The organism is Aureivirga sp. CE67 (assembly GCF_015767245.1).
Taxonomy (GTDB): Bacteria; Bacteroidota; Bacteroidia; order Flavobacteriales; family Flavobacteriaceae; genus Aureivirga.
This window is the reverse complement of sequence record NZ_JADOTV010000005.1, coordinates 107,000-123,912: the sequence shown is the minus strand read 5'-3', so window position 1 is coordinate 123,912 and position 16,913 is coordinate 107,000. Positions and strand designations below refer to the sequence as shown.

The following is a 16,913-nucleotide window of genomic DNA, read 5'->3' as shown; positions in this document are numbered from 1 at the left end:
TAACTTTATTCACAGTTATCAACAAGTTGTTCACAAATAATGTGTAAAAAGCTACAATTTATAATTATTTCTTTCCTTCAACAATCAAAACAAACTCACCTTTTGGAGCTTTTTTGTCAAAATGTTGGATTAAATCCTCCACAGTTCCACGGATTGTTTCTTCATACATCTTCGTAAGCTCACGAGAAGCCGACATTTTTCGTTCAGCACCGAAATATTCTTTAAAATGTTGAAGAGTTTTCAACAACTTATGTGGAGATTCATAAAAAATCATCGTTCTATTTTCTTCAGCAAGAATTTTAAATCTTGTTTGTCTTCCTTTTTTAATTGGTAAAAAACCTTCGAAAACAAATTTGTCATTTGGCAAACCAGAATTTACCAAAGCAGGCACAAAAGCAGTAGCACCAGGAAGACATTCAATTTCAACATCTCCTTCAACACAAGCTCTTGTTAATAAAAATCCAGGATCAGAAATTGCTGGAGTTCCTGCATCTGTAATTAAAGCCATCGTTTCTCCAGATTTCATTCTTTCTACCAATCTATCTACAATTTTATGCTCATTGTGCATATGATAGCTTTGCATTGGTGTAGAAATCTCATAATGTTTCAAAAGTTTTCCTGATGTTCTTGTATCTTCTGCTAAGATAACATCTACTTCATTCAACACTTTCACACTACGAAAAGTCATGTCTTCTAAATTACCGATTGGCGTAGGAACTAAATATAATTTCATGATGATTTTTAATAAAATACAAAGGTAGGGAAAAGAAAAAATTGAATCTTCAAACAGAACTAATAATCAATTGTAGAATAATCAATTATTAAAAGTTATGATTATTTTTTATTAGTTAATAAATCTAAATTTCAATATAAATAAATAATTATTTAACATTTTTATTGTATAATATAAAAATATACTTATATTAGCATCAAGAAAGTAAAAATAAATACTTTTTTCATTTTTTGAAGATTAAATAATTTTAAGTAAGAGATCAGTTTTGCGCAATTTTTAGATCTCTTACTTTTTTTATGCCTAAATTTTATGAATCCACTTAATCGGATCTAGACGTTTGGTATCTTTAGAAAGTACAAAAGATAAAATAGTTTTGTCCGTAACTTTATCCGTAAAAATAGTTCCTATTTCCTGCTTCGTTTCCACGATATCTCCTTTAGCCACAGAAACATTTTCCAGATTATTATAAATCGTGATATAGTTTCCATGACGAATATAAACAGCTTTTTTCCCTTCTTTTAAAACCTGAATTGCAAAAACTTCACCATCAAAAACACAACGAGCCTTTGCACCTTTTTCTGTTGCAATATGAATTCCAGTTCCTACAATCGTAATTCCTTTAAATGTAGGATGTGGTTGCGGACCAAATTTTCGTACAACCAAACCTCGTTCTACTGGCCAAGGAAGTTTTCCTTTATTAGACTCAAACTTTACCGCTAAAAACTTAGATTCTTTCGTCAGAATGAACTTATTATTATTAGGTTTTTCAGTTGTTTTTGGCTTTTTAACAGGCTTTTTAGATGCAGCAGCTAATTTCTTTGCCGCTTCTTCTTTTGCCTTCTTATTTGCTCTTGCAATCTCGTCTTTAATTAACTTATCAATTTGCTTATCTATCTTTGCTTCAGCAGCAATTTTTTTCTTAATATCTCTTTTATACTTCGATTCTTTCTTCTTGATTTGCTTAATAATTTTTTCAAGATTTTCTTTCTCTTGTGCAATCAAACTTTGCTCACCAACTTGTTCTTCTATCAAAGATTCTTTTAATTTTTTTCTATTTAAAAGAGAATCTGTAAACTTCTGAATTTCCAATTTCTGAATCACAATTACTTCTCCCTGCTTCTTTCGAAACTGAGAATATTGCTTCATGTATTGCAATCTTTTATAAGCTTGATAAAAATCTTCGGAAGATAGAATAAACATCAAACGACTATTTTGCGATTTACTTTTATAAGATTGGTAAACCATATCTGCATACTCTTTTTTCAACTTAAGAAGTTTATTTTCAAGAGTATCTACAACAACCTGATAGGAATCAATTTCTAAAGAAAGTTCTTCAATTTCTTCTTCTATTGTTTGAATCAAATAATTTCGTCGTTGAATTTTCTGTTGATGATCATTTACTTTCACCAACAAACTTTTCCCTTCTTTTTGGGTTTTAAAAAATAAGTTTTGAATCGTTTTAATTTCCTCCTGAAGTTGCTCACGCTTCTTTTCCAATTCTTTTCGCTTGGTAGATTGTGCATAACCTACATTTGCAAAAAGAAAAAAAGAACTTAAAACGATGAAATATTTTACAATTCGTTTCATTAATCTAAACTGATTTCTTTGTAACCTTTTGGTATTTTAAATGGAAAACTTAATTTTTTGTCTAATTCTACCGATTTATAATCAATATTAATTTTCGTGATTTTATCTTCAGAATTAGCAATAATTTCTACGTCTTTAGGGAAAATTATATTATTCTTAGTCTGATAAGACTGATAATCAATTGTAAGTTCTTGATTTTTTTCTTCTTGAATAATATGTTGTTTTGCAACTTTATAATTTGAAGGATTGATCCAGAAAAACAAATCAAATAATTCTTTTTGCTTTTTTGGTGTTAATAAGTAATTTTTCGCTTCAATTTCAGAAGAATATCTTCCATCTTTAAGATCATAAATAGCTTGTCCTAAAAGTAAATTTTGTACTTTTTCAAAATCTAAATCCGTTCCTAAAAAATTACTCAAAATTTCAAAATCCCCATCAAAATAAGTGTTATCAATCGTGTTATAAAACTTCACATTATCCGGAGTTATTAACATTTTTGCACCAGTTATTCCAAACATTCCAGCACTTATCCAAATTTTCTTATCCACTTCCATACGAAGTTTCACCGTAACATTTTGTGTTTGATTTGGATCTTCATAACGAACTTTCATTTTCGCTAGAACTGTCTTTTCTGGTAATTCGTTTTTATAATGTCTTTTGATAATTTTTTTAGAACTCATCTCCTTTACTTCCAAAACATTAGAAGTAACATTTTTCGTACTCTTACATGAGCTCAATACCAATACAGATATTAATAAAGTATATTTTAATAAAGATTTCATTTTCAATAAATTATTTTAAAGCTTCTTTTGATATTCTTTTGCTTTGTCTTTTTTATTTAAACCTTCATAAGACATCACAAATTGTTTGTAGAATTGTTTTTGCATTTTCTTGTTTTCAAAAACATATTCCATTCCCATTTCTAGGATATCAACTGCATCACTATATTTTTTTAGTTGGTTTAAAGCTTTTGCATTTTGCAAATATAAAAAAGCTTGTGTTGGATACAATTCTATTCCAACTTCACTGTATTTTAATAATTTTTGAAAATCATTTTCTTTTTCTACCAAAATCAAAAGCTGTCTTAAAACTTCAAATTTTTGCGTAGAATTAAATTCGTTAATTAAACTTTTAATAGAATTTTTATCTGAATTTCCTTTATTCTTATTCTTGTCCGCATTTCTTCTTGCAGACTCTTTGTAGTAATTATATTTGGAAGCCAACAAACCTTTTTCATCCAAATCTTTTATCAAATCACGCGCTTTTTCCATCTCTCGATTTTTGATATAAAGCATAATTAGATCATTCGATTTATAAGGTTTTTTCTCTACCATTTTTTTCACAAGCACAATTGCATCTTCATATTTATGCTGCTCTTCAAAAATAGTTGCTGCCAATTCTTGAAACCAATAATTATCCGTTTCTTGTTTTAAAGCTTTGTTGATAAATAAATCTGCTTCAAAATATTTTTTTTGTTTTAAATAGTTCTCTGCCAGCTGAAAATGTACTGCAGTATTTGAAGTATCTAAAGTATAGCAATTTTCAAATTCCAAAATCGACTTTTCAACTTCATTGTTTGCTTTCAATTTTAAAGCTTCAAAAAAGTGTTCTTGGAATTTTAAATAATTTTCTTCTTCCTGATTTTTTTGCGCATTGATAAAAAAAGGAATACAAAAGATTCCTATCCAAATAGCTATATGTGTATTCCTTTTTTTCATATGGTTTAAGTTAAATTAATTCTGTGTAATCTCCAATACTAACAGAAGTAAAGTTACCATTGTATTTTGCGTGATTTCCGATCATTGCATTGTCTAAATTTGCATTTGAAATCTCCACATTCTTTTGGATTAAAGAATTTTTGATGGTAGCATTTTCTACAACACTATTTTCTCCTAAAGAAACATTTGGACCTACGATTGCATTTTTCAACACAACATTTTCACCAATAAAACATGGTTCAATAATTGTTGCATTTTCTAAAACAACAGAATCAGCAATAAGTTTTTCACCATCTTTATGTGCAAAACCTAAAATCTTTGTGTTTGTATCTACTGTAGGATCTTTTTTACCACAGTCCATCCACTCGTCAACTTTACCAGGAACAAATTTCATTCCTTGTTGTTTCATGTTCTCAAGAGCATCTGTTAATTGAAACTCTCCACGATCCATGATATTGTTGTCAATTAAATGTTGTAATTCTGCTTGTAATTTTGCTCCATCTTTGAAGTAATAAATTCCAATAATTGCAAGATCAGTTACAAATTCCTTAGGTTTTTCAACGAAGTCTGTGATGATACCGTCTTTTAACTTTACAACTCCAAAAGCACTTGGATCTTCTACTTGTTTTACCCAAATAGCTCCGTCAGCTTCTGTGTCTAAAGTAAATTCTGCTTTGAATAAAGTATCTGCAAACGCTACCACACATGGTCCGTCTAAAACATCTTTTGCACAATTAATTGCGTGTGCAGTTCCAAGAGCAGTTTCCTGAACAAATACATGTCCTTTTGCTCCTAAACTTTCTGCTATTTTTATTAAGTTTTCTTTTGTTTCTTCTTTAAATCCTTTAGTTGCAGGCCCGATGATAAATGCAATCTCTTCAACATCTTCTTTTACAACCTTTGTAATATCTTCAACTAATCTCTGAACGATTGGTTTTCCTGCAATAAGTGTCAATGGTTTTGGGGTAGTCAATGTATGAGGCCTCAATCTCGAACCAACTCCCGCCATAGGGACAATAATTTTCATAAGTTTAATTTGGTGTTAAATTTCCTCTGTAAATTTTTCTGCAATATACAATTATTAAACATATATCAACAAGTTATAAACAGTGGATTCTTTTAATATTTAATAAGGTTTAAAAAGTATTATGCATTAATAATTATCTAATTATAAAATACCTATAAACAAACTCAGATTTATTAAATATTAAGATTTAATTCACAATTATTATAGGTTATCAACAAGTTATTAACGTAAAAAAGTGATATGAATTATATAAAATCTTCATATCACTTTTCTAAGTATATTTTGGAAAGTTTTAAAGCTAAATTTCACTTTATAAACAGTTATTAACTTATCAACAATATTGTGAATAACTTGTTTACAACCTAGTTTTAATTCTTTTCTATTTTTATATTTTTTTAAGAAATTTTAAACCTAAATAATTCTTTTTAAACTATTTAAATTATTCACAAAGCATGTGAATATGTGGAATTCCGTCTTCAATATAAGAGTCTCCTAATTGTTGAAAACCGTGAGATTCGTAAAATTTCTTCAAATATAACTGCGCTCCTATCTTTATTTCCGAAGTTGTGAACAATTGTTTAATAACTCGTTTAGATTCTTTCATCAAATCATGACCATAACCATATTTTCTATATTCTTCCGAAACCAAAACTCTACCAATTGCTGCTTGTTCATAATAAATACCTTTGTTGAAAAGTCGTGAATAAGCTACAATCTTCGTATTCTCCTTATTATATATGTATAAATGATGAGCTTTCTGATCTAGATCATCAATGTCTTGATAAGGACAATTTTGTTCAACAATAAAAACTTCAGAGCGTAATTTTAATAGTTGATAAAGTTCTTCTTTTGACAATTCATCAAAAGTCTTCAAGATCCAATTCATTATTTTACAGGAATTTTATCAATTCTATTTTGGTGTCTACCTCCTTCAAATTCAGTTGATAAGAAAGTTTCCACAAATTCAATAGCATCTTCTAATAAAACAAATCTTGCAGGAATACTTAAAATGTTAGCATCATTATGTTGTCTTGCTAAAGATACAATTTCATTAGTCCAACATAAAGCTGCACGAATTCCTTTATGGTGATTTGCTGTCATTGCTGCTCCATTTCCACTACCACAAATAATAATTCCTCTGTCTGCTTCTTTAGATTCTACAGCATCTGCAACAGGGTGAACTGCATCCGGATAATCCATACTATCTTCAGCATCAGTACCAAAATTTAATACTTTAATTCCTTTTGCTTCTAAATATTCGATGATTTCGAACTTGTAATTTGTACCAGCGTGGTCATTTCCAATAGCTATTGTCATAAGTTGTGTTTGTTATTATTAATAATATATAGGTACAAAAATACGAATTCCGTCTTATTAACACCCCTTTATCAACAATGTTAATGAAAACTAAACTTCCTTTGAAAATCAAGGGTTTAAAATTAACAACAGATGTGAATAAAATAGGAACTAAAAAAAATAAGATAATTTGTTTTTTAACATAAGATTTACATACAGCACTACTTTCAATATTTGCAACTTTTTTTTCTTTTTATTATTGAAAGATTTTACACAGTTATAAAGCCAGTTATAAACAATATCAGATCTTATTTTTATCTTCAAAACTGTAATTAACAATTATGAACAAAATGTTTATAACCCTAATAAAAGCTAAGTATTTCAATAGTTTACTATCAACATAAGGTGTTTATAATTGTTCATTAGTCTTACATAAGTAGAAAACCAAATTTTTAATCCACAACTTATTGTACTTATTAACACTATATAATAAGACATAAATTATTTTTTTAAAAATTTTTAAAGAAAGTATATATATTAATATATGTTAATAACAAGTAACTATTTTTCATTTTTCAATGTTATAGAATAATTAAGTATTTAGTTTCTAGCTTTAGATTCAAAAAATAGACTACCTTTGTAACAGTTTTACTGCCTAGTATTATTTAATGGCACAATTTAGTGTCCTTGAATTAAAGAATTTCGCCCAAAGATTTAGTTTTATTAAAAGATATTGATAACAATTGTTGATAACTATTGTTATTAGAGAAATACTATAGTATAATGAGTAGAAAAAAAAGATTATTTAAGAAAAAAGGAAATGTTATTAAAGATTTAACTAGGAAAGTGTTGAAAGTCTTAAATGCAGATTCTAATAAATCCTTCAATTATAAGCAGATTTGTGCAAAAATGGGTGTGGTAAACGCAGGTGGAAAGGCACAAGTGATCAAGAAGCTTGAAGAATTGAAGGCTCAGAAAAAAATTGAAGAAACAAGTAGAGGAAAATATAAAATCAATCTTGCAAAAGATTATTATACAGGAACTGTAGATCTAACATCTTCAGGTAATGGATATTTTATTTGTGAAGAATTTGAAGACGATGTGTTTATTCCATCGATCAATTTAAATCATGCACTACAAGACGATACTGTAAAAGTATATGTTTATAAAAGAAGACGAAATAAGAAACTTGAAGGAGAAGTTGTAGAAATCATCCAAAGAGCTAAGAAAGAGTTCGTAGGAGTGCTGCAAATGAGTAAAAACTTCGGTTTTGTTGTTCCAGATAATCCAAAAATGTATGCAGATATTTTTATCGCTAAAAACAAAGTTGGAGATGCAGAAGATGGTGATAAAGTAGTTGCAAAAATTACAGATTGGCCAGAAAATTCTAAAAATCCTTTTGGAAAAATCACCACAGTACTTGGAAAACCAGGAGAGCATGATACAGAAATCCATTCTATTTTATTAGAATACGGATTACCTTATAATTTCCCTCCAGAGGTTGAAAAAGAAGCTTCTGAGCTTCCTATAGAGATTACTGAAGAAGAAATAGCAAAACGTAGAGATATGCGTTCTGTGACGACTTTTACAATTGATCCAAAAGATGCAAAAGATTTTGATGATGCGCTTTCTTTTGAAAAATTAGAAAACGGAAATATCGAAATTGGAGTTCACATTGCAGACGTTTCTCACTACGTACAACCAGACACAATCCTAGACGAGGAGGCATATTCTAGAGCAACTTCTGTATATTTAGTAGACAGAGTGGTTCCGATGCTACCAGAAGTTTTATCCAATAATGTGTGTTCACTTCGTCCAAATGAGGAGAAATTGACATTCTCTGCTGTTTTCGAAATGAACAATAAAGCTGAAATTGTTAATAAGTGGTTTGGAAGAACAGTAACTTATTCGGATCATCGATTCACATACGAAGATGCACAGGCGATTATTGAGTCTGGAGAAGGTAAATTTGTAGAAGAAATTACAACTTTAGACAAACTAGCCAAGATTTTACGCGGAAAACGTTTGGATGCTGGTGCAATTACCTTCGATAATAAGATTGAAGTGAAGTTTAACCTTGATGAAGAAGCAAATCCGACAGGAGTTTACTTTAAAGAACAAAAAGATTCTAACAAGCTAATCGAGGAATTTATGCTACTTGCGAACAAGAAAGTAGCCGAATTCATTGGGTTTACCAACGGACGTCCGACAAATAAGACGTTTATTTACCGTGTGCACGATGAGCCAGATAGTGAGAAATTAACATCTTTACAGAATATTGTTAATAAGTTCGGATATAAGATTGATACGCATTCAAGAAAGTCGACTACCGACTCACTTAACAAGCTTTTAAAGGATGTTTCGGGTAAAGGAGAAGCAAATATGGTGGAAACTTTAACGATTCGTTCGATGAGTAAAGCACTTTATACAACAGACAATATAGGACATTACGGTCTTGCATTTGATTATTACAGCCATTTCACCTCTCCAATTCGTAGATATCCGGATGTGATGACACATCGTTTATTACAACATTACTTAGATGGAGGAAAATCGCCGAATGCTGAAGTTTATGAAGATAAATCTAAACATAGTTCAGATAGAGAGCAATTAGCAGCAAGAGCGGAAAGAGATTCTATTAAGTACATGCAAGTGAAATACATGGAAGATCATAAGGATGAGGAGTTCGAAGGTGTAATTTCTGGAGTAACAGAGTGGGGAATTTATGTAGAAATCAAGTCAAATAAATGTGAAGGAATGATTCGAACTAGAGATCTGAAAGATGATTATTACATTTTTGACGAAGAACAATATGCTTTAGTAGGACAAAGTTCACATAATCTTTACCAATTAGGAGACGATGTTGTAATCAAAGTGAAGAATACTGACCTAGAAAGAAAGCATTTAGATTTCGAATTGATAGAAAAATTATAATTTTTTTCGTTTAAAAACTTTTAATGAGAATCCGTTTTTTTAAATTATTTTTTAAAAAAATGATAAAAAATATATATTTGATCGATTATTTTATTCTAAATATTTAATTTTAAAACCAAAAAAGGAAAAAGGCAGATGTAACATTTTTTAGTTCCAATCTTTTTTTGGGTACAGTTATTGTTTTCTGTTGAATAAAGTTAATAAGTAAAATTATGCAGATAAAATATTTAAATGATATTTATAAACAAAAGTCAGGGTTATTAACAAGTATGTTGATAACTATGATGATGTTTTTATTTACTTCAAATTCGTTTGCACAAGAACAAATTACAACTAGTGTTGATGGATTTAATTCATTAAAAGTTTTTAATGCTTTAGAAGTTGAGTTAATCAAATCGGATGAAGCAAAAGTTATAGTTGCTGGAAAAAGAGCAGAAGATGTTCGTGTGAAATTAAAAAACAAGATGTTGAAAATTTCTGTGAATATCTCAGGGCTTTTCAATTCAAAAGATGCAATTATTCAAGTATTTTATAAAGATCCAATCAATGTAATTGATGTAAACGAAGGTGCAAAAATTACAGCTAGAGAAACGATAAAACAAAGTGCTCTAGAACTAAGAGCTCAAGAAGGTTCTATGATTGAGATTGATTTAAGTTTAAATTATTTAAAAGTAAAATCTGTTTCAGGATCTAGAGTAGAAACTACTGGTTTTTCTCAAACACAAGATGTTGTTCTTTCTCTTGGAGGAATTTATAACGGATATGGTTTAAGAACAGCTCAAACTACTATTTCTGCTGCTACAGGAGGAATTGGTCACGTTTTGGTTAATGATGTTTTAAACGCTAAAGTGAAGATTGGTGGTGAAATTTACTATCGAGGAAACCCTTCTGCCTTAAACAAAGACAAGATTTTAGGAGGTAAAATTGAAAAAACAGATTAGTATTTTATTTTATATTAATACTTTGTATAAATAATTAATTAGTATCTTTGCAACATAAATATTAAGATAATGAATACACTAAATATATTTTTGGGAATGTTTGGAGCACCACAAATTATTTTAATTGTGGTCGCTATACTTTTACTTTTTGGAGGTAGAAAAATTCCAGAATTAATGAGAGGTCTTGGAAGCGGAATCAAGGAATTTAAAGATGCTTCTAAGGACGATGATGACGATAAGAAAGCCATCGACAAGAAAAACGAAGATAAAGAATAGTAATTGTCTTTAATATACAGAAAGAAAAATCCTGATTATTAATTTATTTTAATTAACAATCAGGATTTTTTTGTTGATAAAAAAGAACCTAAATTTTAGGTTCTTTTTATGTATTTATATGTTATTTCTTTTGCTTTTTAGCCCAAGAATCTTTCAATGTAACTGTTCTGTTGAAAACTAAATTTTCTTCAGTACTATCATTATCTACACAGAAATATCCTTTTCTTTGGAACTGGAATCTATCTCCAATTTTAGCTTCTTTTAAATAAGGCTCTACATAAGCTGTAATCACTTCTAAAGAATCTGGATTTACAAAATCTTTAAAGCTTTGCTCTTTGTGTCCATCAGGAGCTTCATCTGTAAATAAACGATCATATAATCTAACTTCAGCAGGAACTGCGTGCTTCTGAGAAACCCAATGAAGTGTTCCTTTTACTCTACGCTTACTAGCTTCTGTTCCACTTCCACTTCTAGAATCTGGATCGTAAGTACAGTGAATTTCTGTAATATTTCCTTCTTCGTCTTTTACAACATCTTCTCCTTTGATGATGTAAGCATTTTTCAAACGAACTTCTTTACCTAAAGTAAGACGGAAGAATTTTTTGTTTGCTTCTTCTTTAAAGTCTTCTCTTTCGATAAATAATTCTCTAGAGAAAGGAACTTGGTGTGTACCAGAGTTTTCATCCTCAGGATTGTTAGTAGCTGTTAACCACTCTTCTTCTCCTTCAGGATAGTTAGTAATTACTAGTTTTACAGGATCTAAAACTCCCATAACTCTAGTAGCTATTTTATTTAAATCTTCACGAATGTTGAATTCTAATAAAGCTACATCAATGATATTTTCACGTTTTGCAACTCCTACTGTATTAGCAAAATTACGAATAGATTTTGGCGTATATCCTCTTCTTCTTAAACCAGAAATAGTAGGCATACGTGGATCATCCCAACCATTTACAATTTCATCTTCTACTAATTGTAAAAGTTTTCTTTTACTCATCACTGTGTAGTTAAGATTTAAACGAGCAAACTCTCTCTGTTTATTTCTTACAGTTTCTGAATCATAAACTTGATCTAAATACCAGTCGTATAATGGACGGTGTACTTCAAATTCTAATGTACAAAATGAGTGACTAATTTGCTCCATATAATCTGATTGTCCATGAGCCCAGTCATACATTGGATACATCTTCCAATCGCTTCCTGTTCTATGGTGATCTTTATGCATAATACGATACATGATAGGATCACGCATGTGCATATTTGGAGAAGCCATATCGATTTTTGCACGAAGTACACAATGACCTTCTGGGAATTCCCCATTTTTCATTTTTTCGAACATCTCCAAGTTTTCTTCCACAGATCTGTCTCTTTGTGGACTATTTGTTCCTGGAGTTGTTGGTGTACCTTTTTGAGAAGCAATTTCTTCAGAATTTTGTGTATCAATATAAGCTTTTCCTTCTTTAATTAATTGAACAGCCCAATCATAAAGTTGCTGGAAATAATCAGAAGTATAACATTCCTTATCCCATTGAAATCCAAGCCATTCTACATCTTTCTTGATTGCGTCAACGTATGCCTGCTCTTCTTTCTCTGGATTTGTATCATCGAAACGTAAATTTACAGGAGCATTGTATTCTTCTCCTAATCCAAAGTTTAGACAAATTGCTTTAGCATGACCAATGTGTAAAAATCCATTTGGTTCTGGGGGGAATCTAAAACGTAACTTATCTTTTGATAATCCATTAGTTAGATCATCTTCAATAATTTGCTCAATAAAATTAAGCGATTTTGATTCTTCTGTCATTTCTTTCAACTATTAATGTTAAATTAAGGTGCAAAATTACAGAAAATTATAGTTTAATTTCAATTGAAATAGAATGTTTTGAAGATGTTTTATGAAAAAAATTACTTATTTCATTCAAGAAGAAACAAAGAATTGCGCAAAGCGATGCGGAATATTTTTCTCATTGATAAAACAACCTGGTTCTAATTCGGGAAAAATTTCAGCAAAACTCATTACATTATTCATGTTTATTCTTCGCATGACATGTTTTCTTTCGATATCTGTATGACTTTCCACTCCTGTAGCTGCAATAAGTTCTAAAAGACTAAAAACTGTATTATTATGAAAGTTTTCCACAAGTTTTGCTTTTCTATCCACATCTAATCCTTTGATTAAAGTTTGATTTTGTGTAGCTACACCTGTTGGACAAGTATTTTTATTACACTCTAAAGATTGAATACAACCAAGAGAAAGCATCATACCACGAGCACTATTACATAAATCTGCACCAAGAGCAAGTACACGAGCAATATGAAAACTGCTCAATATTTTTCCAGAAGCAATTACTTTAATATCTTTTTTTAAATCAAAACCAACCAGAGTATCCACCACGAAAACCAAACCATCACGAAGAGGAAAACCTACCGAATTGGAGAATTCTACAGGCGCAGCTCCAGTTCCACCTTCTCCTCCATCAACAGTAATAAAATCAGGTTTGATTCCTGTTTCTATCATTGCTTTACAAACATCTACAAATTCTTGTTTTTTCCCTACACATAATTTAAATCCAACAGGTTTTCCACCAGACAAATCACGAAGTTTTTTTATAAAATGTACAAACTCCATTGGATTTGAAAAAGCAGTATGTGAAGGAGGTGAATGTACATCAATGTGCGGTTTTATATTTCTAATTTTAGCAATCTCTGGAGTATTTTTGACAGCTGGAAGAATTCCTCCATGGCCTGGTTTTGCTCCTTGAGAAAGTTTGATTTCAATCATTTTTACTTGCTCTTTCTTAGCTTTTTCTTCGAATAATTTTTCATCAAAATTTCCATCTTCAGTTCTACAACCAAAATATGCAGTTCCGATTTGCCAAACAATATCTCCTCCATTTCTAAGATGATAATGACTTAAACCTCCTTCACCTGTATTATGAGCAAAATTTCCAGCTTTTGCACCCTTGTTTAAAGCTAAAACAGCATTATCACTCAAAGCTCCAAAACTCATCGCAGAAATATTTAAAAGACTAGCAGAGTATGGCTGTTTACAGTCCTTTCCTCCTATCAAAACTCTTGGAAAAGGTTTTTCAATTTTTTTATTTTTTGCATACATAGAATGATCAATCCATTCATATCCTGCTTTGTAAGTAGACATTTGAGTTCCAAAAGGAGTTGTATCGTTCACACCTTTTGATCTTTCGTAAACTAGAGAACGATAAATTCTATTAATTGGTCTTCCTTCTGTGTTGGTTTCAACAAAATATTGCATGATTTCTGGTCGAATTTTTTCAAACAAATATCTAAAGTGACCAATCACAGGAAAGTTTTTTAAAATAGCATGTCTTTTTTGCTGCATGTCATAGATTCCGAGAAGAAATAATGGCCCAAAAAAGAGAAAAAACCATAAAGCATGAATCCAAAAAAAACTTATGATAATAAGTACTATTGTAATTAAGAAAGAAATATTCTTGTATAATTCCTTGTAAGACATATTTTTAAGTTTTAGTATATTTAAATTACAGAATATTCCTTAGTTATTTTTAATTTTTTGGTATCATTTTTGTTAATATTTTTAAAATATTTAAAAACAAGATTTTATTTCAATTTTTGAAAATTTATGTCATATAAATTCAGTTCGATTTACTCTTTATAATTTGGATTTGTTTTTAAAAACCACCTATTAAAAATCTATAATTTTTAAAGTACAATTTTCTGATATGAACAATATCAAAGGGATAATTATGAAGTTTTCATAACAATATTTTCGTACCTTAAAATGAGTTTTTTATTTGACATTTAATTTTATAAATTAACAATCTACATTCAATTAATAATAATTTATAGAACATGAAGAACGGAATCAAACTAGCAGCAATTTTAACGCTTGGAGTATCTACAATGTTTGCTCAAAATGCTTTAACATCAGAAGGAAAACAGGTATTTTTAAAAAGTGATGGAACATGGGAATATGTTGAGCAACCAACAAACGGAATCAATTATCGTGATCTAAATGATGAGGAGTTTTATGTAGATAAAAAAGCTACTTTTTTAGTTAAAAGTAAAAGAAATCCGAAATATGGAATTTATTTAGATCCTAAAAAATGGAAATTTGAAGTAAATGATAATGAGGATGACTCTACGGAATACATTTTGAGAACAAAGATTGATGGAAAAACAGTTTATGGAACTTTTTCAGCTGATAAATCGAATGCTACTGTAGATGAAATTTTTAATGCAGTTATGGAGGAAATCAGAACTGTAGATGAAGATGCTAAGATTTCCATTGAAGAAGATAGAATTGTTAATGGAAATAAAGTAACATTCTATAAAGTAGATGGAGATATGTTGGATATTCATTTTTCAGTGTTCTTTTATATTTATGCAAATGGAGAAGAATCTTTTGTAGCAGAAGTGCATACATCTAAAAATTTAGATGATCATAAAACAACACAAAAATTGTTTAAGATGTTGAATAATGTTGTTACGGTTAAGTAACAAAAATGAAATAAAAAATTCAAAAAGCAGATTATTCTAAATAATCTGCTTTTTTGTAAATAAATGATAGGGAAACAAAAAATTAGCAGTTTTATAAGTTTAGAATAAACAAGTTATGCCTATCAATATCGTATATTTGTAATAATTTTAATAAGTAAAATGAGGAAGCCAATGGATAAGAAGAAAATAAAAGCAAGAACTAGAGCGCAAGAATCATCAGGAGCAATTGAACGTATTTATATCACGATGCGTCACTTGTTTAATAGAGGTTTTTATAAGCCGATGGGAATTTCAGGAGAAACATTAAGACAATCATTGTTGATGTTACGACCAGAAATTTATGGTTCTATCGCTGAGGAGAAAGTAGAATTGAATGGATTAGTTTATGTGATTGAAAGGCTTCCAGAAGGAATTGAAGAATGTAGATTTATTAATTTAACTGCAGACGAAGGTTACTCAAAATCACATTTTGAAACAATCATTCCTCCCAAAAGAAGAAGAAATTGCTATAGAATTGATGCAGATCAGATGAATATTGAAGTTACCAGAGGTCGCTCTGAAATTTATGATATTCTGACACACCTTACATTTCTTTTCGTAGAATCACATAAAATCTGTAATAGAGTAATCATCGATGGGGGTGAAAAAACTACTAGAGAGTGGCAAAAACTGGAAGAAATAGTTGTTAACAATAAACAAATTGATCAGAAAGAAAGAGAAGTTGTTTTAGCACTTTTAGCAATTATTTTGGGAAGAACTTTTGAAGAAACTCTAAAAGTTCATGCAGATTTAGCTACAGAAGATAACCCTGATCGTTTCTTACATTTAATTTATTGGTTAGGTTATTTAGGAATCAGAGAAGTTGTTGACAATGAAAAAAGAGCAATTTCTTTTAGTCCTGTAATGCGTGAGAGAATTGGTCATCATATTTATGGTGAAATTTGGGCGGATAATATCAAAGAAACGCTTAGAAGTAATGATTTATTAAAAAGGCCAATTCATATTATTAGTGCAAATATGCATAGTGTTATGAATTCTCTTTATGCGAAAAGTGTTTTAACTAAAGAAGCAAAGCAAAATAAAGGAATCAAGCTTTTTGAACTTTTAAGTTTAAATGAAAATGAACATTTGTCTAAAAAAGTAAAAGAATACGCTGCAAAAAACGGATTGATTTACTTAAAAGATAGTTCTGGAACAAATATTAATGTTCAAATTATTGATACTTCTAAAATTGATTTTAAATCTTCTGATTTTGAAATTAAAAATTCTAAAAAAGAAGGAAAAGATCCTGTGATAATCGTGATGGATTATGCTTTCGGAGAGCAAGCTTATGAAACAATGGATGAACTTTTAAAACCTTATTACTGTGAGGAAGGAAATGTTCATTATTTAGACGTAAAGTCTGTTTCTATTATGGGAAAAGCGGGGATTCTATTTGGAGGAAAAGGAGATATCATGATTCCAAACTCACATATTTTCGAAGGAACTGCGGATAATTATCCATTTGAAAATGAATTGAAAAAAGAGGATTTAGAAGGATTTGGACTTGGAGTTTATGATGGAGCAATGGTTTCTGTTCTTGGAACTTCTCTTCAAAATAAAGATATCTTAGAGTTTTTCTCAAAATCAACTTGGAAAGTTATTGGTCTAGAAATGGAAGGAGCGCATTATCAAAAAGCGATTCAGGCTGCTTCAAAAATTAGACATACAATTTCTAAAGATGTAAAAGTAAGATATGCATATTATGCTTCGGATAATCCACTAGAAACAGGAAGTACATTAGCTTCGGGAGGATTAGGAACTACAGGAGTTACGCCAACTTATGCAATTACACAGAAAATTTTAGAACAGATTCTTTAATTAGATTTAACTTTAAAATAAAATATAAAAAAGGTAATGAGATT

Annotated in this window: 14 protein-coding genes; 5 read left to right on the top strand and 9 right to left on the bottom strand. The window is 29.8% G+C overall.

Going from position 1 to position 16,913, the window contains the following annotated elements; genetic code table 11:
• Positions 1-64: 64 nt before the first annotated feature.
• From rsmI to rpiB, 7 genes are all read right to left on the bottom strand, one after another.
• Positions 65-736 carry a 16S rRNA (cytidine(1402)-2'-O)-methyltransferase gene (gene rsmI, locus I0K12_RS08600; protein WP_196887263.1) on the bottom strand — a complete coding sequence of 224 codons (672 nt, stop codon included), beginning with the start codon at positions 734-736 and terminating at the stop codon, positions 65-67.
• Between the two features lie 297 nt (positions 737-1,033).
• Positions 1,034-2,320: a murein hydrolase activator EnvC family protein gene (locus I0K12_RS08595; protein ID WP_196887110.1), complete on the bottom strand. Its 1,287-nt coding sequence runs from the start codon at positions 2,318-2,320 to the stop codon at positions 1,034-1,036.
• Positions 2,320-3,102: a DUF4292 domain-containing protein gene (locus tag I0K12_RS08590; RefSeq protein WP_196887109.1), complete on the bottom strand. Its 783-nt coding sequence runs from the start codon at positions 3,100-3,102 to the stop codon at positions 2,320-2,322. Before I0K12_RS08590 ends, I0K12_RS08595 begins: the two co-directional genes overlap by 1 nt.
• A 15-nt stretch (positions 3,103-3,117) precedes the next feature.
• A complete protein-coding gene (locus tag I0K12_RS08585) occupies positions 3,118-4,038 on the bottom strand; it encodes a tetratricopeptide repeat protein (RefSeq protein ID WP_196887108.1) in 921 nt (306 codons plus the stop codon).
• A gap of 10 nt (positions 4,039-4,048) precedes the next feature.
• The gene (locus I0K12_RS08580) at positions 4,049-5,065 is read right to left on the bottom strand and encodes a sugar phosphate nucleotidyltransferase (RefSeq protein WP_196887107.1); all 1,017 of its coding nucleotides are present in this window, start codon (positions 5,063-5,065) and stop codon (positions 4,049-4,051) included.
• Positions 5,066-5,504: 439 nt separating this feature from the next.
• Positions 5,505-5,951, bottom strand: coding sequence for a GNAT family N-acetyltransferase (locus I0K12_RS08575; RefSeq protein ID WP_196887106.1), 447 nt, complete (start codon positions 5,949-5,951; stop codon positions 5,505-5,507).
• Positions 5,951-6,382: a ribose 5-phosphate isomerase B gene (gene rpiB / locus I0K12_RS08570; protein WP_196887105.1), complete on the bottom strand. Its 432-nt coding sequence runs from the start codon at positions 6,380-6,382 to the stop codon at positions 5,951-5,953. Before rpiB ends, I0K12_RS08575 begins: the two co-directional genes overlap by 1 nt.
• A 762-nt stretch (positions 6,383-7,144) precedes the next feature.
• On the opposite strand from rpiB, the gene rnr reads away from it, so the two are divergent.
• The 3 genes from rnr to I0K12_RS08555 all read left to right on the top strand — a co-directional run bounded on the left by rnr (position 7,145) and on the right by I0K12_RS08555 (position 10,512).
• Positions 7,145-9,295, top strand: coding sequence for a ribonuclease R (gene rnr / locus I0K12_RS08565; RefSeq protein WP_196887103.1), 2,151 nt, complete (start codon positions 7,145-7,147; stop codon positions 9,293-9,295).
• A 212-nt stretch (positions 9,296-9,507) separates the two neighbouring features.
• Entirely contained in the window at positions 9,508-10,236 is a 729-nt protein-coding gene (locus I0K12_RS08560) for a head GIN domain-containing protein (protein WP_196887101.1), read from the top strand.
• Between the two features lie 69 nt (positions 10,237-10,305).
• Entirely contained in the window at positions 10,306-10,512 is a 207-nt protein-coding gene (locus tag I0K12_RS08555) for a twin-arginine translocase TatA/TatE family subunit (RefSeq protein ID WP_317194427.1), read from the top strand.
• Positions 10,513-10,633: 121 nt separating this feature from the next.
• Here I0K12_RS08555 and I0K12_RS08550 read toward each other — a convergent pair whose 3' ends face one another.
• The gene (locus I0K12_RS08550) at positions 10,634-12,316 is read right to left on the bottom strand and encodes a glutamine--tRNA ligase/YqeY domain fusion protein (RefSeq protein ID WP_196887098.1); all 1,683 of its coding nucleotides are present in this window, start codon (positions 12,314-12,316) and stop codon (positions 10,634-10,636) included.
• A 114-nt stretch (positions 12,317-12,430) separates the two neighbouring features.
• Positions 12,431-14,005, bottom strand: coding sequence for an FMN-binding glutamate synthase family protein (locus I0K12_RS08545; protein WP_196887096.1), 1,575 nt, complete (start codon positions 14,003-14,005; stop codon positions 12,431-12,433).
• Between the two features lie 356 nt (positions 14,006-14,361).
• Between I0K12_RS08545 and I0K12_RS08540 the strand changes: the two genes are divergently transcribed.
• Both I0K12_RS08540 and I0K12_RS08535 read left to right on the top strand, forming a co-directional pair.
• Positions 14,362-15,009: a hypothetical protein gene (locus I0K12_RS08540; protein WP_196887094.1), complete on the top strand. Its 648-nt coding sequence runs from the start codon at positions 14,362-14,364 to the stop codon at positions 15,007-15,009.
• A 171-nt stretch (positions 15,010-15,180) separates the two neighbouring features.
• Positions 15,181-16,869, top strand: a complete 1,689-nt coding sequence (locus I0K12_RS08535; protein ID WP_196887092.1) for a DUF6909 family protein — start codon at positions 15,181-15,183, stop codon at positions 16,867-16,869.
• The last annotated feature ends 44 nt before the right edge of the window (positions 16,870-16,913 follow it).